Here is a 19,881-nt window from a genome sequence, read left to right as displayed (position 1 = left end):
ACCGCCATGTCCCGCCATGCACCAGAACGTTGCCGCCAACCCGGCTGGGACACGGCCGGGGTGTTGCTGACGTCGGTGGCAATCTGGATCTACCTGGGAGCCCTGCCGCCGGGCCCCGCCCTGGCGGCCACGGCAACGGGCAGCGCCAGCGCGACCATCATCGCGCCGGTTCCTGTCACCGTGCAGGAAACATTGGGCGGGATACCCGCCACGGTCAGCACCTCCACGGGTTGGGTCACGGTGTTGCTGCCGCCGGCGAGTCCGCCGCCACCCGTAACAGCCACGGGCTCCGGTTCCGGTTCCGGCGCGGGCTCCACGGCAGCCACCGCAGCGGCCACTGCCGGCACGCCCGGTGCATCCTCCAACGGCCGCCCCGGTTCGGGACCCGGTTCCGGGGATGGCACGTTGGGCTCGGGCATGGCCGCCTCCCTGTCATCGGCGCCGCCTCCCGCAGGGGGCACGTCGGGCAGCTACAACGTCACCGTGGCCTTCAATTGAAACACCCCATCGTCACCACCCCGCGTACAGAGGCATGGCGCAGCGTACTGCTCGTGGCCGGCCTGGCTGCAATCGCTCCGGCGTGGGCGCAAATCAGCCTGAGCAAATCCGCGGACCTGATATTTGGCGGCTTTGTGGCCAGCAGCGGGGGCACGGTAACCGTGGCCCCTAACGGCGGGCGCAGCAAGAGCGGCAGCGTGCTGCTGGTGACACAGGGCGCTTCTGGCGCAGCGGCGCAGTTCACCGTAACCGGCACGGCCGATGCCACCTACGCCATCACACTGCCGGCCAACGATACGGTGACCCTGTCGGACGGCAGCCACACCATGGCTGTCAACAACTTCACCAGCACCCCGAGTGGAACCGGAACGCTGACTGGCGGCTCGCAGGTGTTGCGGGTCGGGGCTACCCTGACAGCCGGCAACGCCCAGACGCCCGGCAGCTACACCGGGTCCTTCAATGTATCCGTGCAATACAACTGAGCGGCCGCGCTGCCCTGTTCAACCTCTGTGAAAGGCCCACCATGCATCTATTGCCCCCCGGACGCACCGCTGTCCACTGGCTGGCGGCGCTGACACTGCTGGTTCTGGCACGCACCGCCCTGGCGGACCTGGCGCTGTATCCCACCCGTATCGTGCTGGAAAAGAACCAGCGCGCCGCGCAGGTGGAACTGATGAACAACGGCACCGAGCCCGAGACCTACCGCATCAACCTGGTCAACCGGCGCATGGGCGAGACCGGTGAATTCATCGCCATTGACACCCCCGGACCGGGCGAGCACTTTGCCGACCCGCTGCTGCGCTACTCGCCACGGCAAGTGACGGTGCAGCCTGGCACTTCGCAGACCGTGCGCATTCTGCTGCGCAAACCCACGGACCTGCCACCGGGCGAATATCGCTCGCACCTGCAGTTTGACCGGGTGGCCGAGGCCGCGGGCACCAGCAGTGTGGAGTCGGCAGGCCAGGCGGGCAACAAGGAGATTGGCGTGGTCATCAAGGCGCTGGTCGGCGCCTCCATTCCAGTCATCGTGCGCCATGGTGACACGCAAGCCAGCGTTGCGTTGCAGAACCTGGCCCTGCAACCGGCCACCGCCACGGAGGGCCCGGCACTGACCCTGCAGATGGCGCGTAGTGGCAACCGCTCGGTGTACGGCGACCTGGCGGTCACCTTCACACCCCAGGGCGGCGCGCCGCTGGAGGTTGCCAAGGCCGGTGGCGTGGCGGTGTATGTGCCCAATGCGCTGCGCCGCGCCCGCATGCCGCTGCAACTGCCACCGGGAACCCGGCTGGCGGGTGGCAGCCTGCACCTGACCTACCGAGAGCGCCCGGAGGCAGGCGCACACCTGCTGGCCGAGGCAACCCTGAACCTGCCTTGAGTGCGGGGCAGCCACACGCGCGCACCCCGCCATGCGAACCCTGAAACAGCCCTTGGGGGCTCTCCCCTGCCTGCTTGCGGCTCTCGCGGCAACGGCAGCCATGGCCCAGCCCCTTCCCGCGGGCACGCCGCCATCGGTCGCGCCCAAAGGCCGCGCCGCCGCCGAGGCCAACCTGCTCCTGCTGGACGTTCGACTCGACGGCACCGTGCTGTCCGACAGCCTGACCGCCTACCAGGATGGTCCGCAGATTCTGCTGCCCCTGGGTGAACTGGCGCGCCTGCTCACCCTGGCCATCACCGTACAACCCGAGACCGGTAGCGCCAGCGGCTACATCCTGCGGGAAGACAACCCGTTCGGCCTGAACGTGGAACAGGCCATTGCCAGCATCGCCGGGCGCGAGACCAGCTACGAGGCGCGCCGCGCGCGGGTCATTGGCGACGACATCTACATCTCCAGCCAGTTGCTGTCGCGCTGGCTGCCCATCGACTTCGAAATTGACCTGCTATCGCTGCAGCTGCGTATCAAACCGCGGGAAAAACTGCCCCTGCAAGCGCGCCTGGAGCGCGAGCGCACCGCAGCGCACCTGCGCACTACAGCAACCGTCGACGACAGCGACCCGGGCTACCCCCGCCAGCTGGCGCCCTACCAGCTGATTGACCGGCCTTTCATTGACCAGACCTTCGGTGCCGACGCGCGCTTTGGCAATGGCTCCAGGCAGTACAACACCGCCTATACCGCCTACCTGACCGCCGATGTACTGGGCATGGAGGGAGCGGCCTACATCAGTGCCACGCGCGACAAGTCGACACCGGACTCACGGGTCACCCTGGGCCGCAACGACCCCGACGCCGGCTTGCTCGGCCCCGCACAGGCACGCAGCTTCATGCTGGGCAACATCCAGGCGCCCAGTGTGCCCAACATCCTGTCCACCAACCCGACCGGCAGCGGCGGCACCGTGAGCAACCGCCGACTCGACCAGCCCACCAGCTTTGACCGCCAGAGCCTGCGCGGCGACCTGCCGCCGGGCTGGGATGTCACCCTGTACTACAACGACGCGGTGCTGGGCTTCCAGCAATCGCGGGGCGACGGGCTGTATGCCTTCGACGATCTGCCCCTGTCCTACGGTCGCAACGACTTCCAGCTGGTCTTCAATGGCCCGCTGGGGCAAATGCGCACCGAGCGCAAGAGTTTTCTGCTGGACCAGTCCGCCGTGCAGCCCGGAGAATTCCTGTACACGCTGACACAGCACACGGCAGACAACGGCAGCAACCGCAGCGTGGCCAAGTTCGACATGGGCCTGTTCAAGGAGCTGGCCGCCACCGCCACCTTTGTGCGCCTGCCACGCCCCGTCACGGGCCAGAGCACCAGCGAACAGCGTGCCTACTCCCAGTTCGGGCTGCGGGGCTACCTGCCGTCGGCCATCATCACTTCGGATCTGATCCTCGCCCAGAACGGCGGCCTGCTGGGCGAACTGGGTCTGAAGACGCAGTTGGGAACCTATGCCGTGGACCTGCTGCACACCCAGCTGCAAGATGGCTATGACAGCGACGTGTTCAGTGCCAGCAACAACCCCATCCGCCAGCGCGACAAGGTGCGGGCCGTGGGCACGCTGGTGCCCAGCGGCCTGCCGCGCATGCCCGTGGCACTGGAGGTGCAGCGCGAGCAGTTGCAGTCCGGCGTCACCAACGACCAGGTCTCCGGCCGGCTGTCGTTTCTGGCGGCTGGAACGTCGTACACCAACGGGCTGAGCTGGCTCACCTCCAGCGGCGCCGGCCTGCCCACCACCACCACCACGACCGGCACACTGCAACTGAGCCGCCGGGTGGCCGACATGGGGCTGTCCGGACAGCTCGGCTACTCCCTGAACCCGGAGAGCCGCTTTGACACCCTCTCCGTCGTGGCCGACCGCAATCTGGCATCGGGGTACCGGGTCAACGCCGGTCTGCTGCGCGATTTCACCGGCAACAGCACGCTGATATCCGGCGGCCTGAGCAAGAACCTGGGCCCCATTGCCCTTGCCGTGAGCGGCAGCTACTCCGACAAGCATGAGTACGCCATTGCACTCCAGCTGTTCATGGCCCTGGGCCGCGACGCCCGCAGCGGCAAGTGGTTTGCCGACGGTGTGCCCATGGCCGGCACCGGGGCGGTATCCGCGCAGGCCTTCGTGGACCGCAACCTCAACGGCATACATGACCCGGGGGAAGAGTGGGTTCCCAATGCCGGGTTCATCGTCAACCGGGGTGGCCGCCACCCCAACCGCACCGACGACACCGGCGAGGCCCTACTCAACCGGCTGCCGGCCGGGCGCTACGCCGACATCGGCATCGACACGACCACGCTGGAAGATCCGCAGTGGAAGCCCGTCACCGAAGGGGTACGCGTGCTGCCGCGCCCGGGGCTGGTGCAGACCGTCGAATTTCCCGTGGTCTCCACGACCGACATTGACGGCACCACCTATCTGGTGGAAAAGGGCAGCCGCCGTGGCATTGGTGACGTGCTGCTCGAACTGGTGGACAGCAGCGGTGCCGTCACCATGCGCGCCCGCAGCGCATCCGACGGGTTCTACACCCTGCACCAGGTCATGCCGGGGCGCTACACGCTGCGGGTCTCGCCGGAGCAGGTCCAAAAACTCCGGCTGGTGGCCAGCAAGGCGCGCCGGGTGGAGGTGCAGCCCGATGGCGACTTCCTCAACGGCCTGGATCTGGAGTTGCAGCTGCCAACACCGTGAACCGGCGCCCGCGCCGCATTCTCCCGGCGCGATTGCAACGATCGCCATTTGCCATTACGCTTGAAGCACCACCGCAATCCGATGGGGCGTGTGATCCGCAAGCCCTGAAGCAACGGGCGGTACACGGTGGACGAAGGCGGTTCCATTTTTTGGGAGAGACCCATGAAACGCATCTACTTGTGGACGGGCCTGGTGGCCATGGCTTTCACCTCCAGTGCGGCCCTGGCCAATGCCGAGCTGGCGAAGGCGAAAAACTGCATGGTTTGCCATGCCATGACCAGCAAGCTGGTCGGTCCCGCGTTCAACAGCATCGCGGCACGGTACGAAGACCAGAAAAATGCCGAAGACAAACTGACCAAAAAAGTGCTCATCGGCGGCTACGGCGTGTGGGGCCAGGTTCCCATGCCTGCCAACCCGCAGGTCAGCGAAGCGGAAGCCCGCACGCTGGTCAAATGGATTTTGGCCCAGTAGTCCCATGGGGCATGGGGTTCGGGCTTGTCCGCAAGCCGTGGTTTTCCTACAATCCAACCATGGCGCGTTCTGTTTGCCCCCGGCTCCACTCGGTTGCAGCCCTGCCCTTCATGGCAGGTGCGGCGGTGTGGTCGCGCACCGTGACGGGTACCGCCGGTCTGCGCCGTCCGGTCGCACATTCCTGAGCCCGGCGATACCTCCTTCCCCCTTTTCTTTTTGCGCAATCCACCATCGCCGGGCCTCCACCCCGCGCGATCGCGGCCGTCTCTCGCCCCTCACGGGTCGGCCGCACTACACGGAGTGCACCATGCACGCAAACCAAGAAAGCCTGCGACTGTTGACCGAGCTGGACTTCATTCGCCTGAAAAAACTGACCGGCGGCAACCTGCCTGGCGAACTGTCGGACAGCCAGGGTCTGGTGGACCTGCTGCCGTCCCGGGAGATCCCGCCGGACGTCGTCACCATGAACTCCCAGGTGGAGATTGTGTTTCCCGCCACCGGCCTGCGTCAGAAGATGACCCTGTGCTATCCCTCCGATGCCGAACCCGGCCTCGGCCGGGTGTCCGCGCTCGCCCCCATGGGTTCGGCCTTGCTGGGCCTGCGCGTTGGCGCGCGAGCACAGTGGGCCATGCCCGGCGGAGAGCCCCAGGCAGCAGAGGTGGCCGCGATCTTGTTCCAGCCGGAAGCTGCCGGCCACTACACAACCTAGGACATGCACACCCCCGGCGGTTGCGCCGGGGTAACGAAAGGAGGCCCGCACCCAGACCCGTCACCACACAGCCTGTGTCATCCCGAAACAGCCCATTTTTTTGAGGAATTCCCATGTTTCCAGAGTACCGCGACCTGATCACACAGCTCAAGACGAGCAACCACCATTTCACCCGTCTGTTCGATCAGCACAACCAGCTAGACCAACAGATCAAGAATATGGAGTCCAGCATCCCGCAGGGGACCCATGAGGAAATCGAAAACCTGAAAAAGAAGAAATTGCACCTCAAGGACGAGCTGTACGACATCCTTCGGAAGATTGAGGCCGGCAAGGCCTGACGCACGACACGGCAGCAACAAAAACCCCGCAAACGCGGGGTTCGTGGCGAAGTGTGTGGCCGTGACCGTCGGTGGCCATTTGGGGCCCCGACGGGTCGCTCATGTGGCGCGTGTCGGTTTGTGTTTTTTGGCAGCCGCATTGTGCGCCACAGCAGCACGGATAAGTTCCTTGAAGGCAACCGCATTGACGTGCTCACCCTCATGGATGTCGATAGCGCGCCTTACGTTGCCATCAAGACCCGAGTTGAACAGCTTTGCGGGATCGCTGAGGGCAGCCCCCTTGGCAAAGGTGAGCTTCACTTTGGCCTTGTAAATTTCGCCCGTACAGATGATGCCGTTCAGGGACCAGACGGGCGTTCCCATCCATTTCACTTCTTCAATGACATCGGGGGCAGCCTCTTTGATCAGCCCGCGCACGGTGCCAAGAGCACTCCCGCGCCAGTCTCCAAGCGCAGCGAGCTTTCCGTCAATGAACTCCGATGCCGATTGGCTATCGTTAGAAACGTTTTGATTCATGGTGTTGTCCTGGTAGACCAACATTCGGGGTGCGCGGACTCACACGGTTTTTTACGCGAAATTTGATCGCCCGCAGGGCGTGGGCCCCGCTCACAATTCGGCCATTTCCATGATTTTGCAGACCGTTCTCCAGTTGCGATCCGTCATGGGAACACCCAGCAGTCTCTCGGCGCTGGCGGCGAGTTTTGATCTGCCAACCCCCTCGGGCGCGTGCAGATAAAACACCCTTTCGGACAAGTGAAACCGTTCGCTGTCCTTCCGGAGATCGGAGAGTTTCTCCAGATCCGGGTTCTTGGGGCATGCGGCGAGAAAGCCGAGGTGCAAGCTAACGGGGTCGAGCACAGCCTCTGGAAAGGGGTTTGCCGCAATCGCTTTGGCAAGGGCTTCGCGGGTGAGAATTTGCACATGCGGCTCGAAGCCACGGCGCGTCTTGATCTCTGCGGAAAGTTGCTGGGCCAGACGCGCTGCATTCTTTTCGGCGCTCTCGAATACGGCATTTCCGCTTTGAATATAGGTCCTCACCTTCCGTGTCCCCATTGCTTCCAGCGTAGCGACAAGCTCCTGCATCGGAAGGGTGCCGTCGCCGCCCACATTGATGCCGCGAAGCAGCACAACGTAGGTATTCATACCGCCACGGCCCGGGTGCCGGTCACGAGCACCCAGGATTCAAGTGCGTTCGAACCGCTGCTCATGGACAACCGTTCTCCATTGGTTTCCAGGATGCTCGTGGACGAGACGGAAATGATGCAACTCGTAGAGGTGCCTTGCCGCGTCCAGACCTGCAAAGGTTCACAGGCAAGTGGTGTGGCGGAGCTTGACGAGTCCAAGGCAATGCCTGCCGCGGACCCCGCGGTTCCATCGGGCAACTGAGGTTTGAGCCGATCATCCAATCCTCCCAATCTGCACTATAGCAATGGCCGCCTGGGGACGCTGGGGTCGACAGGTTGCTTGTGGCTCCAGGTCGTCAATCATGCAGACAAAAAAAATAGCCCATGGTTGACATGGGCTATTTTTATTTCTTGGCGGAGAGAGTGGGATTCGAACCCACGGTACCTTGCGGTACGCTTGATTTCGAGTCAAGTACATTCGACCACTCTGCCATCTCTCCTGAAATCGCTTCGATTGGACGATGCGCGTATTCTATCAGGGTCGCAGGGTCACCATGCCGCCCAGGTACGGGCGCAGGGCTTCGGGCACGGTGACCGAACCGTCGGCGTTCTGGTAGTTCTCCAGCACGGCCACCAGGGTGCGCCCCACGGCCAGGCCGGAGCCGTTGAGGGTGTGCACCAGTTCATTCTTGCCCTGGGCGTTCTTATAGCGGGCCTGCAGGCGACGGGCCTGGAAGGCCTCGCAGTTGGAGACCGAGCTGATCTCGCGGTAGGTGTTCTGCGCCGGCAGCCACACCTCCAGGTCGTAGGTCTTGCTGGCACCAAAGCCCATGTCGCCGGTGCACAGGTTCATCACACGGTAGGGCAGGCCCAGCTTTTGCAGGATGGCCTCGGCGTGGCGGGTCATTTCTTCCAGCGTCTCGTAGCTCTTCTCGGGGTGCACGATCTGCACCATTTCCACCTTGTCGAACTGGTGCTGGCGGATCAGGCCACGCGTGTCGCGTCCGGCGCTGCCGGCCTCGGAGCGGAAGCACGGCGTGTGGGCGGTGAGCTTGATGGGCAGGTCGGCTTCGGGCAGGACCACATCGCGCACGAAATTGGTCAGCGGCACCTCGCTGGTGGGAATGAGGTACAGCGCGGTGTGGTCGGGCTGGACTTCGCCCTCTTGGCCACCCTTCTTGGCGGCGAACAGGTCGCCCTCGAACTTGGGCAACTGGCCGGTGCCCCGGAGCGACTCGCCGTTGACGGCGTAGGGCACGTAGCACTCGGTGTAGCCGTGCTCCTGTGTCTGCACGTCCAGCATGAACTGGCTCAAGGCGCGGTGCAGGCGGGCCACCGGGCCTTTCATGACAGTAAAGCGCGAACCCGAGAGCTTGACGCCCATCTCGAAGTCCAGCCCCAGCGGCGTGCCAACGTCCACGTGGTCCTTGATCTCAAACGCCATGGGCGCGGGGTTGCCCCAGCGGCGCACTTCCACGTTGCCATGTTCGTCCGCACCGCGCGGCACGCTCTCGTGCGGCAAGTTGGGCACGGCCAGCAGCAGGGTCTGCATCTCGGCCTGAATGGCATCCAGCCGGGTGGCGGAGGCGTCGAGCTCGGTCTTCAGGCCGGCCACCTCGGCCATGGCCGTCTCGGCCTCGGCGTGCAGGCCCTTGCCCTTGAGCATGCCGATCTGCTTGGCCGAAGTGTTGCGCTTGCTCTGCAGCTCTTCGGTGCGCATCTGCAGGGTCTTGCGCTCGGCCTCCAGCGCCTTGAACGCGTCCACATCCAGAAACGCCTGCGGCTGTTTGCGGGTTTCCAGGCGGGCGACGACCGAATCCAGGTCTTTGCGCAGCAGGGTGATATCTAACATGGCATTCTCGTATTTCTGTATCAAATTGGGCTCTAGCCCGCTATTTTATTGCGTGAATAGCTATGCAAACGATAGCAGACGCCGGTACGCTCAGCCGTCGATCTTCAGGCCCTTGGGCAGCGGAAACTTCACCGTCTCCTCAATGCCGTCCATCTTGCGCACCGAGACCGCGCCCAGCGCCCGGATGCGGTCAATCACTTGGCGCACCAGAATCTCGGGGGCCGAGGCACCGGCGGTCAGGCCGACGCGGCTCTTTCCATCGAACCAGGCGGTCTGCAACTCGGCGGCGTTGTCCACCATGTAGCTGGTCACACCCAGCTTGCGCGCCAGCTCGGCCAGGCGGTTGCTGTTGGAGCTGGTGGGGCTGCCCACCACGATCATGATGTCCACCTGCGGCGACAGGATCTTGATGGCGTCCTGGCGGTTCTGCGTGGCGTAGCAGATGTCCTGCTGCTTGGGCACCTGCACGCTGGGAAAGCGCGCGCGCACCGCCGCCGCAATGTCGGCGGCGTCGTCCACGCTCAGCGTGGTCTGGGTCACCAGCGCCAGCTTCTCGGTCTGGCGGGGCTGGATGCGGGCCACGTCGGCCACGTCTTCCACCAGGTGGATGCCGCTGTCGAGCTGGCCCATGGTGCCTTCCACTTCCGGGTGCCCCTTGTGGCCGATCATGATGAACTCAAAGCCTTCCTTGTGCAGCTTGGCCACTTCGACGTGGACCTTGCTCACCAGCGGGCAGGTGGCGTCAAAAATCTGGAACCCGCGGCGCTGCGCTTCCTGCTGGATGGCCAGGCTCACGCCGTGCGCCGAGAACACCAGCGTGGCGCCGGGGGGCACGTCATCGAGCTCTTCAATGAAGATGGCGCCCTTGGCCTTGAGGTCGTTGACCACATAGGTGTTGTGCACGATCTCGTGGCGCACGTAGATGGGGCGGCCGAACTTCTGCAGTGCGCGCTCCACGATTTCAATGGCCCGGTCTACCCCGGCACAGAAACCACGGGGCTCGGCCAGCAGGATTTCCTGCGTGGTGCTCATAGGATGCCGATCACCTGCACTTCAAACGTCACCGGCTGGCCGGCCAGCGGGTGGTTGAAGTCGAACAGCACGCCCTTGCCCTCCAGCACCTGCAACACCACGCCAGCAAACTGGCCCTGGCCGTCGGGCGTGGGGAATTGCACCGCTTCGCCCACCTGGTACTCCTCGTCGGGGTCGCCCAGTGAGTTGAGCTCCTTGCGGGAGAGCCACTGCTGCATGTCGGGGTTGCGCTCGCCAAAGGCAGCGCCGGCCGGCAACTCGAAAACCTGGCGCGCACCCTCCTGCAGGCCCAGCAGGCAGGCGTCCAGGGCGGGTGACAGCTCACCCGTTCCGAGGGTCAGTGTGGAAGGCTTGCCTTCAAAGGTGTTGATCACCTCCCCGGCAGGGCCGCTCAGGCGGTAATGCAGCGTCAGAAAAGAGCCGGGCTGGATGGTGGGGGGCGTCGCGGTCATATAAGTCCCTATAAACTGCCTCTATTGTAGAAACCTGCGCGTCCGCCCGGTCGCCCCGCCTGCCATGCCCCTCAAAGACCTGCCCCCCGACGCCCGTCCGCGGGAAAAGCTGCTGGCCCGGGGCGCGCAAGCCCTGAGCGACGCCGAACTGCTGGCCCTGCTGTTGCGCACCGGCATTCCAGGCAAAGGCGTGCTGCAGATGGCCGATGAGCTGCTGCACCTCAAGAAAAACCACCCCCACGGCAGCCCGGACGGCGGCTTTGACGGCCTGGCCGGCCTGCTGCACGCCACGGCCGATGACCTCAAGCACGTCAAGGGCCTGGGCCCGGCCAAGCGGGCCGAATTGGTGGCGGTGCTGGAACTGGCCCGCCGCGCCATGGCCCAGCAACTGCAGGAGCGCACCGTGTTTGCCAACCCCGACACCATCAAGCACTACCTGAAGCTGCACCTGGCCGGGCGCGGCCACGAGGTGTTTGCCGTGCTGTTTCTGGATGTCCAGAACCGGCTGCTGGCCATGGAAGAACTGTTTCGCGGCACGCTCACGCAGACTAAAGTAGACTATCTGCGAAATAGAAAAAACTCTAAGCAGAACAAGCACTTATGCCAGTTTTCACATTCGCGACACCCCCCGCTCTCGACTTGGGGCGTTCGCTTGCGCGGCCACCTAAAGGGTGGCAGTGATGCAGCGGGTAATTTCCTACGCACGACTTAGCAGTCGAAAACAAACACGCGGTCTTGGCTACGTCCGTCAGCTGGAATCAGCTCGCCACTGGTGCGAGGAAAACGGGCACACCCTAGATGAGAGTGATATTTTCAAGGACTTGGGGGTTTCCGGATATTCGGGTGCAAATTCAGCTACAGGCGCGTTAGCTGAACTTCAGGAAAAGCTTCACTCTGGTGAGATTGCCAAAGGAACAATTCTGATTGTTGAAGCTCTTGACCGAATTACCCGGCAGGCACTCAGCAAGGCGATTACCTTGCTCATGAACCTGGTTCACAGTGGATTGACAGTCGTCACGCTTAGCGACAACAAAGTCTGGGACACAAAAACCATGGATGACCTTGGGTCGTTCATGATGAGTGTCGTCACGTTGTACCGAGGACATCAAGAGTCCGAATACAAGTCGATGCGCCTTCGAAAAACATATAAAAAGCATCGAGAAATTGGGTCGCAGATTGCATTCGGCAGCGCACCAGGATGGTTATCACGAGCGTCCAAAAATGCCCCCTGGATAGTTGACAAGAAAAAGGCCGCAGTAGTTCGAAAGGTTTTCGAGCTATCCGCGGCTGGCTTTGGCTCAAAAGCAATTGCTGCACGTGCAAATTCAGAGGGCTGGCCGGTTCCAACACGACTCAACCAGACAAACGGACGATGGCACGGCCAGATGCCCGGACGGATTCTGAACAACCGCGCGGTCCTTGGCGAGCACCAGCATCGAATTCGAACGTACGAAGCACATGCCCAACATTGGGAAGGCCTGCTGGTTGGCGAGCCAATTAAGGACTACTACCCAAGGATTATTGATGACGACCTATGGAATCTGACTCGGGCATCAATTCGTAGTCGCAGAGTCATGAAAAGGCGTGACAGTCACTACTACAACATCTTTTCAGGCCTGATGTACTGTGGCCACTGTGGCGCTCCTATTCACCGCAAAAATGAAAGCAAGGGGCATAAAGGCTCAGTGCTGACACGACTCACTGAGGAACAACTCGACGTCGACTCAGTGTTGATTGATATCGCGCGTAGCGCCAAATTTGCATTTGGCGAGGAGGCGAACGACCAACTCATGGATGCGCTCGCCATTGTAGAAAAGACTGCCGTAAGCTTGGGCGTGCCGACTGGTGGCTCCGTCAAGGCCTCACTGGACACACAGGGGTTCTGGCTCAAAGAGGGGGCCATAGCGGTCCACGGTAGTGATGGCGTGCCGTTGCGATGCTTGGGAACAGGCTCCGCTAGGCTCTTGGTTGCAGGTTTGCAGCGCGACGCGTCCCAGGCTGCGGCCGTCGTATTGGTCGATGAGGTCGAGTTCGGTCTGGAGCCGCATCGGCTCACGCGGTTGTTAAATGCCCTTGGCTCAAAGCTTGAAAAGCCTGTAGCACAGGTGTTCATTACGACGCACTCCCCAGTGGCGTTGCAGCAACTCAAAGCTGAGCATCTGCATATCGTCCGCAAAGGCAAGGACGGGCACGCCGTCGAGGCCGCCGGTAATGGTGACGACGTTCAGGGCACACTTCGGAGTTCTCCGAGTTCGTTCTTGGCCAAGAAGGTAATAGTGTGCGAGGGAGCCAGCGAACAAGGGCTCTTGCGCGGCGTGGATGATTGGAACGTAGCAAGAGGGCAAGACTCTCTGCTTGCACGAGGGGTTTCGCTTCTCGATGCACGCGGCGGCTCACCAAAGACTTGCATCGAGAAAGCCGTGCTGTTTGCCAAGCTTGGCTACGAGGTGGCCGCCTTCATTGACAACGATGTGGCCGTCGATTCGAAGGTTCTCGACCAGCTCACCAATTTAGGCGGACGCGTATTTACTTGGGAAGACGGCTTTGCTTTAGAGGACGCGTTGTTTGTCCATCTGCCATGTGAAAACATAGACAGGTTGCTCGAGTTCGCATTGGAGAATGTGGGCCGCAGTTTAGTAGATGAGAAGATTAAAGAGCAGTTCGGGTCGGAGGTCAGTGTCTCAAACATCCTAGAGAGCGCGAAACTTGCCGGTTACACGGCCACCGTGCGCAAAAATCTTGGTCTGGCTTCAAGAACTAAGAAGAAGAGCAAGAGCGGTGAGGTCGAGAAGAAGTCCGGCTGGTTTAAAAGTATTGACCGCATGGAACGTGTCGGTCGCGAACTTGTCGGGCAAACTATGCTCTCGGATAAGACGCCTCTGACTCAGGTTGTATTGGACATCTTCAGGTGGACGAAAGTTGACCACTGAACCTGACCTTCTTGAAGTGCGGCTCGGAAGCGTCGAAGCTCCCGCAGGATGCGGTAAGACGGAGCTCATCGCATCTGCGCTTGGCAGATGCAAATTGGCAGACAAGCCAGTTTTGGTCCTCACCCACACCAACGCCGGTGCTAACTCGCTGCAGCAGCGGCTTGTGAAGCGTAAGGTACCGCCTACTGGGTATCGCCTCTTCACCATCGACGGCTGGGCCATGCGTATGGTTGCGGCGTTTCCTTCCGGGAGCGGGTATCAGTTGCAAACAGGCGGGTTGTCGTTGGACTATCCAGCGATTCGATTGGGCGCGGCAAACTTACTTGCTAGCGGAAACATCGCCCCACTTTTAGCAGCAACGTACTCAAGGCTAATCGTCGACGAGTACCAAGATTGCAGCATCGAACAGCACGCCGTTGTCCTGGGTATCAGCAAGACCCTGCCGACCGTGGTCCTGGGGGACCCGTTGCAAGCTATCTTCGGGTTCAACGGCAACGTCTTGGTTGATTGGAGTGACGTAGAGACTGCCTTTCCGGCCGCCGGACAGCTCGAAAAACCATGGCGCTGGATAAATGCAGGTGCTGAGCCGCTCGGTGAGTGGCTCATTGAAATACGCAGGAACTTGAGGGTCGGTGGTCCCGTTGACTTGCTCAAAGGCCATCCAGGAGTTGATTGGGTCAGGGTGAAGGGCGAGAAAGATGTGCAGGGAAGAATGAAGGCGGCGGCATACAAGCACCCCGATGGTGATGGCTCGTTACTTATCATCGCGGAAGGTAGCGATAAGGTGGGCCAGCAGAACTTCGCCAAACGGACACCCGGTGCTTCCACCGTTGAAGCAGTCGACCTGAAAGACCTGACTGAATTCGCGACGAACTACAAGCCCGGGTCTGCCGGCTGTCTGGACCAGTTGCTTGAATTCGGAGCATCCGTCATGACACAGGTTGACGCCGATGGATTGCGCAAGAGACTGAAAGCACTCAGCGGCACGCGAACGAAAAAGGAAGCGACCGTCGCTGAGCGAGCGGCTCAAGCCTACGTTGCGCAGCCCTCCCTTGAGGCTGCCAACGCACTGCTTCGAGCGCTAGGCAAGAATCCAGGTGCTCGTGCATACCGTCCGGCCATCTACTATGGCGCTCTCGATGCACTCTCGAACGTGGTTGATTCGGGAGGGTCATTTATCGAAGCCGCAATATCCATACGCGAACTCCAACGCCATAAGGTGCGAGTATTGCCAAAGCGCGCTGTGGGAAGCACATTGCTCCTCAAGGGACTTGAGGCAGATGTCGCGGTGGTTATGCACCCCGAAAAAATGACGGCAACACACCTTTATGTTGCGCTTACACGTGGGGCAAGGAAGGTTCTGGTGTGTTCGCCGAAGTCGGAGCTAACTCCCCTTAAGGCGAAGTAAGCAAAGATTTGGTGACCGCCAAACAGTTCAAAAGGAATGTGATGGCGAATCAATGGGGAATCCCATATGAGGTCGAAGACGCTGTTTCAAAGCGTGACCTGAGATGCGTTTATTGCCGGTGTGAGTTCGGCGTGGAGCGAGCCAAAAAGCGTTCTTGGGAGCACATCATCAATGATGTCATCTCCCCAACCGGCATGCAATGGCTGGTGCACATCTCCCACCAAATGCACGAGATATTTCAAGGCCATCAACTGCTGCTGCGCGTCGCTGGAGGTTGTTAGAAGCTGCACTTGACGCTCAATCGCCTCCACCACGCAACGACCATCTGGGCAGTCTCGTTCCTTGAGGTATTGGCAATCACCTCGAGGAAAATTGACGTAGTGCCAGCGCGCGGTGGCTGGGTTGCGGTGCTCGTCGGCCCAAGTCGAAATGCTGACGAACGTAGCTCCTGGTTCCAATGCCAGCAACTGGCCCACGTGAGCACGCGCTGAAGGGGTGAGCTGAGCATCAGCCACGCTTGCAATAAGTCGATGACCTTCGTTGCCCCAAGCAAAAGCCAATCGGGTTGTTACAAGCAAAAGGACTAGGGCGACCATGCGCTTTCTGGCAAATTTCATGGAAATCAATATACTGGATGCATTAACAGTATTTTAGTGCCGGTAGTCCATGTCCTGCGAGTTGAGCAATTGCGCTCCCCCCATTCCCCTGGCGCCAGCCCCCATGCTGGGCCAATTGCTTCCTTGCCCGGTCCATGCAGGCTTTCCCTCGCCTGCCGAGGACCTCGGTGCCCAGCGCATCAACCTCACCGACCTGCTCATCACCCACCCTCAGGCCACCTTCTATGTCCAGGCCCGGGGCAGCTCAATGGAAGGGCACGGCATCTTTGATGGCGACATCTTGGTCGTCAACAAGGCGCTGCGCCCACGCCACAACCACATCGTCGTGGCCATCGTGGATGGCGAGTTCACCGTCAAGCAGCTCTACCAGCGTGCCGGGCGCGTGCGCCTCAAAGCAGGCAATCCCACCTACCCAGACATCATCCCTAAGGAAGGCCAGACTATTGAGACCTGGGGCGTGGTCGTGGCCACCATCAAGCGCTTTGTGCAATGAGGGACACCGCCATGGATTTGGAACGATTTCTCAAGGCCCAGGCTCCGGTTTATGCCGATGTGCTGCAGGAGCTGCGCCAGGGTGACAAGACCAGCCACTGGATGTGGTTCGTCTTCCCCCAACTTACCGCGCTGGGACGCAGTGGCACGGCCCGCTTCTACGGCATTGAGAACCTGGACCATGCCAAGGCCTACCTTAGCCATCCGATGCTGGGTGCCCGATTGAAGGAATGCGCAGCCATTCTGCTGACCCACAAGAATCGCACCGCCCATGACATCCTGCACTCACCCGATGACCTCAAGTTGCGTTCCTGCATGACTCTGTTTGCCGAGGCGGACCCAAGCGTACCAGTCTTTGCTGCAGTGCTGCAGCAGTTCTATGGTGGGGAGCCCGACACGATGACTCTGCAGGCTTTGGAGCACTGACTGTGTATGCCCTTATCGACGGCAACAACTTCTACGTAAGCTGCGAACGGGTCTTCCGTCCCAGCCTGCAGGGTCGTCCCGTGGTCGTCCTTTCCAACAATGATGGCTGTGCCATCGCCAGAAGCAATGAAGCCAAGGCCTTGGGCACCCTCAAGCGTGGCTGGTCAGTCATGCTGGAGCGTACGGTACGGGAACTGCGGGGCCTGCCCTGCATCGAGCTGGACCACAGCCCTCAGCCCAAACAGCAGATTGCGTGCACACGTTCCTTTGGAAGCCCCGTGACCCAACGCGCTGGTCTTGAAGAAGCCCTCACCGAGTTCGCCAGCCGTGCTGCACAGAAGCTCAGAGGTCAGAACTCCCTTTGTGGCCAGGTCATGGTCTTCATCCGCACCAGCCCGTTTCGAAAGGACCCACAGTGCAGCCGCTCCATCGTGGTACCACTACGCCGGCCTACCGCAGACAGCGCGGCCATCACCCGAGGGGCTCTGGCGGGCCTTAAGGCCATTTATCGAGAAGGGTTCAACTACGCCAAAGCCGGGGTGATGCTGGTGGACCTACAGCCCAATGACCGGGAGCAACTGGAGCTGGAGCTGGGGGAGGTCTCAGAAGGCCGGGACCGTACCCGGTTGATGACAGCACTCGATACTGTCAACGACCGGTACGGGCGTGGAACGTTGACGCTTGGTAGCGCTGGAACAAAGGGGGATTTGCGGACGTGGACTATGAAACAGGAGCGAAGGACTCCCAGGTATACAACTCATGTGGGAGAACTTGCCGAAGTCAGGGCGTGACGGTCAGCATTTGAATGACCATTCAGACAATTGCAATTTGGCATGATTACATCCAAACGCAATCAAGTGAAAACGATTCGGCCTGTTCAACTAGCTGAATGCAGCAACAACAAGTCCCGCGAGACATAGAACCGCGAGACCAGTGACCTGAGAGCTCTCTGGCTTTACTGCACCCGCTACGTAGTTTGCGAAGTGCTCGCAGTTGTAGTCGAACAAATGGTAAGAGCGGACTTGCCCTGGGGCTGTTCTGGCGCGCCAGTGGGCTTGTCTGACTTCCCCCACCGGGATTAGCTGTTCAACCTTGCAGTTCCGGCCTTCCAAGAATCCTTGGATTGTTGTGAATCTAACGCCGGAAGGAGAGAAGTCCACCACCTCTCCACCAGGAAAGTGCACACCAAAGTGTCGCCCTCCTCCAGTCAGTTTCTCGCGCGAAATGACGGCGGCCGTGTGAATGGTCAGGGCAATTGAAGACTTCTTCATTTCTTGGCTCCAAGCAGCCAGATAAGCGCTGCTACGACCCCGGCCCCCACCAACAAGTTTTTGACAGTTTCGTCGACCTTTACCTTTCGGGCATCGGCGGTCTGGCGAAACTGCTGCATCAGCGCGAGCTGATAAGGGGTCGGCGCAGCTACGGCCCGTTCCCACCGGCTGACTGTCATGGAATGGGCTCCAAACAACTGCGCGAATTCAGATTGAGATAGACCCAAGTCGGTGCGGAGCTTTTGTATCTGCTGACTATTCATGTAAATAACCATAACATATGACTAAGCTTTAGTCTAGTCTTTTGAGTAATCTTTCGGAATGTTGGCATTCAAGCTGGCTTTCCGTCTATGTTTGAGTACAGCAATGAAGGGCGCAATCAATTCCGTCCCTAGAATCTCCTACATATGGCAAATCAACTGACCCTCGACACCCTCGAATCATGGCTCTGGGAATCCGCCAACATCCTGCGCGGTTCCATCGACTCCTCCGACTTCAAGAACTACATCTTTGGTCTGTTGTTCCTAAAGCGATTCAACGATGTGTTCGAGGAGCGCGTTGCCCAGTTGATGCAGGTAGAGGGCCTGAGCGTGGCGGCGGCAGAGGAAGAGGTCGAAGACAAGTGGGGGCACTTCCCCGGCACAGCTCGTTGGCCGGAACTGATTGCCCGAACCGAGAACATCGGCGAGGCACTGGACAAGGCATTCGCCACCATCGAAGCAAACAACCCCGAGTTGCAGCACGTACTGACGGCCACCCAGTACGGTGACAAGCGCGTGCTGTCGGATGCCACCCTGCAGCGTCTGCTACGCCACTTCAACCAATACAAGCTGGGAAATGCCGACCTCTACAAGGCGGACATGCTGGGCGACGCTTACGAGTACCTGATTAAGCAGTTCGCTGACGACGCTGGCAAGAAGGGCGGCGAGTTCTATACGCCCAAGGCCGTTGTTCAGCTGGTGGTGGAACTCATCGACCCGCAGCCTGGTCACAGCGTGTATGACCCGACCTGCGGAAGCGGCGGCATGCTAGTTGAAAGCGCCCACCACATCGCCAAGCTGCCAGGGGGTACCTTGCTTGGCGATAAGCCCAATGTGCTGCTCTACGGGCAGGAAAAGAACCTTGGCACATGGGCCATCGCCAAGCTCAACCTCTACCTGCACAACATGCGGGCTGAGATTGAGCGCGGCGACACCTTGGTGGAACCGAAGCATCTCGATGGCGACTACCTGAAAACTTTCGACCGGGTCATTGCCAACCCGCCGTTCTCGGCCAAGCAATGGTGGTCCCCGCTGGAACTGGCCAACGAGGCCGAGCAGGAGGGTGACAAGAAGCCCAAGGCGCCGAACTACAAGCAGGTGAGCGACCCGTATGGTCGTTTTGTCTACGGCATCCCGCCGCGTGGCTATGCCGACCTCGCCTTCGCCCAGCACATGCTGGCCAGCCTCAAGGCCGATGGCCGCATGGGCATCATCCTGCCGCACGGAGTGCTGTTCCGCAGCGGCGAGGAAGGCAAGATTCGCGAGGGCCTGTTGTTCGGCACCGACGCTGCCAGCGGCAACCAGCCCGGCGACCTCATCGAGGCCATCATCGGCCTGCCCCCTGCGTTGTTCTACAACACCCCCATCCCAGCCTGTGTGCTGATTCTTAACAAGCGCAAGCCCGCTGGACTCAAGGGCAAGGTCATCATCATTGATGCAAGTGCAGACGTTGGTGATGACAAGGTTCAGAACCGGCTACGCCCCGAAGACATTGCTCGCATTGCCAGCGTGCACAAGGCCGCCTTCGAGCACCAGACCGAGGTCGAGAACTACTGTCGGGTGGTGCCACTAGACGAAATCCGCAACAACGAAGGCAACCTTCACATTGCCCGCTACATCGACAACCGCGAGACCGACGATGCGGTCGATGTGGCGGCCACTTTGTCGCAACTGGCCGCAATAGCGGAAGAGGAGTCGCAGATTGATGAACGTCTGAATGGCTATCTGGCTGAGTTGGGCCTACTGGAGACCGGGGCATGAGGGGGCCGGTTGGCGATTCGCTCAGGGATACGGCCATCGGTCTGGTCACGTCAGATTGGGAGATGGGCGTTGTCGGTGACTTTGTGGCCTCGCTGCAAGCTGGCGTAAGCGTCAATGCCGTAGAGACCGACACAGGC

The 19,881-nt window shown here is 60.9% G+C and carries 22 protein-coding genes, 1 tRNA gene and 2 pseudogenes; 15 read left to right on the top strand and 10 right to left on the bottom strand.

Annotated features, from left to right (window positions below; genetic code table 11):
* Positions 1-6: 6 nt before the first annotated feature.
* The 8 genes from AC1Q5W_RS03615 (at position 7) to AC1Q5W_RS03580 (ending at position 6,119) form a co-directional block, all read left to right on the top strand.
* Positions 7-498: a hypothetical protein gene (locus AC1Q5W_RS03615; protein ID WP_492643822.1), complete on the top strand. Its 492-nt coding sequence runs from the start codon at positions 7-9 to the stop codon at positions 496-498.
* Positions 495-980 (top strand): DUF4402 domain-containing protein, encoded by a 486-nt coding sequence (locus AC1Q5W_RS03610; RefSeq protein ID WP_492643823.1) that lies wholly within the window; start codon positions 495-497, stop codon positions 978-980. The genes AC1Q5W_RS03615 and AC1Q5W_RS03610 overlap by 4 nt, the downstream gene beginning before the upstream one ends.
* Positions 981-1,021: 41 nt before the next feature.
* Positions 1,022-1,873 (top strand): fimbrial biogenesis chaperone, encoded by an 852-nt coding sequence (locus AC1Q5W_RS03605; RefSeq protein ID WP_492643824.1) that lies wholly within the window; start codon positions 1,022-1,024, stop codon positions 1,871-1,873.
* Between the two features lie 31 nt (positions 1,874-1,904).
* Positions 1,905-4,601: a carboxypeptidase-like regulatory domain-containing protein gene (locus AC1Q5W_RS03600; protein ID WP_492643825.1), complete on the top strand. Its 2,697-nt coding sequence runs from the start codon at positions 1,905-1,907 to the stop codon at positions 4,599-4,601.
* Between the two features lie 162 nt (positions 4,602-4,763).
* Complete coding sequence (locus AC1Q5W_RS03595) at positions 4,764-5,072, top strand: c-type cytochrome (RefSeq protein WP_492643826.1); 309 nt, start codon at positions 4,764-4,766, stop codon at positions 5,070-5,072.
* A gap of 59 nt (positions 5,073-5,131) precedes the next feature.
* On the top strand, positions 5,132-5,257 hold the full coding sequence (locus AC1Q5W_RS03590; RefSeq protein WP_492643827.1) for a hypothetical protein: 126 nt from the start codon (positions 5,132-5,134) through the stop codon (positions 5,255-5,257).
* Positions 5,258-5,379: 122 nt separating this feature from the next.
* Entirely contained in the window at positions 5,380-5,781 is a 402-nt protein-coding gene (locus tag AC1Q5W_RS03585; protein ID WP_492643828.1) for a GreA/GreB family elongation factor, read from the top strand.
* Positions 5,782-5,894: 113 nt separating this feature from the next.
* Positions 5,895-6,119, top strand: a complete 225-nt coding sequence (locus AC1Q5W_RS03580) for an HP1242/YdcH family protein (protein ID WP_492643829.1) — start codon at positions 5,895-5,897, stop codon at positions 6,117-6,119.
* Positions 6,120-6,218: 99 nt separating this feature from the next.
* Here the strand turns inward: AC1Q5W_RS03580 and AC1Q5W_RS03575 are convergent, their stop codons facing one another.
* From AC1Q5W_RS03575 to AC1Q5W_RS03545, 7 genes and pseudogenes are all read right to left on the bottom strand, one after another.
* Positions 6,219-6,635 carry a DUF1801 domain-containing protein gene (locus tag AC1Q5W_RS03575; RefSeq protein ID WP_492643830.1) on the bottom strand — a complete coding sequence of 139 codons (417 nt, stop codon included), beginning with the start codon at positions 6,633-6,635 and terminating at the stop codon, positions 6,219-6,221.
* 90 nt (positions 6,636-6,725) lie between these two features.
* A complete protein-coding gene (locus AC1Q5W_RS03570; protein ID WP_492643831.1) occupies positions 6,726-7,262 on the bottom strand; it encodes a DUF1697 domain-containing protein in 537 nt (178 codons plus the stop codon).
* Between the two features lie 39 nt (positions 7,263-7,301).
* Positions 7,302-7,424 (bottom strand): annotated as a pseudogene (locus AC1Q5W_RS03565) (MarR family transcriptional regulator); the annotation flags it as partial.
* A 231-nt stretch (positions 7,425-7,655) separates the two neighbouring features.
* Positions 7,656-7,743 (bottom strand) — tRNA-Ser (locus AC1Q5W_RS03560).
* A 35-nt stretch (positions 7,744-7,778) separates the two neighbouring features.
* Positions 7,779-9,095, bottom strand: coding sequence for a serine--tRNA ligase (gene serS / locus AC1Q5W_RS03555; RefSeq protein WP_492643832.1), 1,317 nt, complete (start codon positions 9,093-9,095; stop codon positions 7,779-7,781).
* Between the two features lie 90 nt (positions 9,096-9,185).
* On the bottom strand, positions 9,186-10,127 hold the full coding sequence (gene ispH / locus AC1Q5W_RS03550; RefSeq protein ID WP_492643833.1) for a 4-hydroxy-3-methylbut-2-enyl diphosphate reductase: 942 nt from the start codon (positions 10,125-10,127) through the stop codon (positions 9,186-9,188).
* Positions 10,124-10,579: an FKBP-type peptidyl-prolyl cis-trans isomerase gene (locus AC1Q5W_RS03545; protein WP_492643834.1), complete on the bottom strand. Its 456-nt coding sequence runs from the start codon at positions 10,577-10,579 to the stop codon at positions 10,124-10,126. Before AC1Q5W_RS03545 ends, ispH begins: the two co-directional genes overlap by 4 nt.
* Before the next feature lie 64 nt (positions 10,580-10,643).
* On the opposite strand from AC1Q5W_RS03545, the pseudogene AC1Q5W_RS03540 reads away from it, so the two are divergent.
* The 3 genes and pseudogenes from AC1Q5W_RS03540 to AC1Q5W_RS03530 form a co-directional block, all read left to right on the top strand.
* Positions 10,644-11,135 (top strand): annotated as a pseudogene (locus AC1Q5W_RS03540) (UPF0758 domain-containing protein); the annotation flags it as partial.
* A 124-nt stretch (positions 11,136-11,259) separates the two neighbouring features.
* Positions 11,260-13,509, top strand: a complete 2,250-nt coding sequence (locus AC1Q5W_RS03535) for a recombinase family protein (RefSeq protein ID WP_492643835.1) — start codon at positions 11,260-11,262, stop codon at positions 13,507-13,509.
* Positions 13,499-14,917, top strand: a complete 1,419-nt coding sequence (locus AC1Q5W_RS03530) for a UvrD-helicase domain-containing protein (RefSeq protein ID WP_492704066.1) — start codon at positions 13,499-13,501, stop codon at positions 14,915-14,917. Before AC1Q5W_RS03535 ends, AC1Q5W_RS03530 begins: the two co-directional genes overlap by 11 nt.
* Before the next feature lie 86 nt (positions 14,918-15,003).
* Here AC1Q5W_RS03530 and AC1Q5W_RS03525 read toward each other — a convergent pair whose 3' ends face one another.
* A complete protein-coding gene (locus AC1Q5W_RS03525) occupies positions 15,004-15,534 on the bottom strand; it encodes a S1/P1 nuclease (RefSeq protein WP_492704064.1) in 531 nt (176 codons plus the stop codon).
* A 49-nt stretch (positions 15,535-15,583) separates the two neighbouring features.
* Between AC1Q5W_RS03525 and AC1Q5W_RS03520 the strand changes: the two genes are divergently transcribed.
* The 3 genes from AC1Q5W_RS03520 to AC1Q5W_RS03510 are packed head-to-tail and all read left to right on the top strand — an operon-like array spanning position 15,584 to position 17,243.
* A complete protein-coding gene (locus AC1Q5W_RS03520) occupies positions 15,584-16,027 on the top strand; it encodes a LexA family protein (protein WP_492704062.1) in 444 nt (147 codons plus the stop codon).
* An 11-nt stretch (positions 16,028-16,038) separates the two neighbouring features.
* Positions 16,039-16,452, top strand: a complete 414-nt coding sequence (locus tag AC1Q5W_RS03515) for a DUF1810 domain-containing protein (RefSeq protein ID WP_492704060.1) — start codon at positions 16,039-16,041, stop codon at positions 16,450-16,452.
* Between the two features lie 2 nt (positions 16,453-16,454).
* Complete coding sequence (locus AC1Q5W_RS03510) at positions 16,455-17,243, top strand: DinB/UmuC family translesion DNA polymerase (RefSeq protein WP_492704058.1); 789 nt, start codon at positions 16,455-16,457, stop codon at positions 17,241-17,243.
* Between the two features lie 90 nt (positions 17,244-17,333).
* Here AC1Q5W_RS03510 and AC1Q5W_RS03505 read toward each other — a convergent pair whose 3' ends face one another.
* Both AC1Q5W_RS03505 and AC1Q5W_RS03500 read right to left on the bottom strand, forming a co-directional pair.
* Complete coding sequence (locus AC1Q5W_RS03505; protein WP_492704056.1) at positions 17,334-17,723, bottom strand: lecithin retinol acyltransferase family protein; 390 nt, start codon at positions 17,721-17,723, stop codon at positions 17,334-17,336.
* Complete coding sequence (locus AC1Q5W_RS03500; protein ID WP_492704054.1) at positions 17,720-17,986, bottom strand: helix-turn-helix domain-containing protein; 267 nt, start codon at positions 17,984-17,986, stop codon at positions 17,720-17,722. Before AC1Q5W_RS03500 ends, AC1Q5W_RS03505 begins: the two co-directional genes overlap by 4 nt.
* Positions 17,987-18,130: 144 nt before the next feature.
* Here AC1Q5W_RS03500 and AC1Q5W_RS03495 point away from each other — a divergent pair, with 144 nt between their 5' ends.
* Positions 18,131-19,744 (top strand): type I restriction-modification system subunit M, encoded by a 1,614-nt coding sequence (locus tag AC1Q5W_RS03495; protein WP_492704052.1) that lies wholly within the window; start codon positions 18,131-18,133, stop codon positions 19,742-19,744.
* Positions 19,745-19,881 lie beyond the last annotated feature (137 nt).

This window comes from Rhodoferax sp. MLSD5-FHT05B10, from assembly GCF_058793415.1.
Note: the sequence above shows the minus strand (reverse complement) of the source record. Positions and strands in the feature narration are given on the sequence as shown.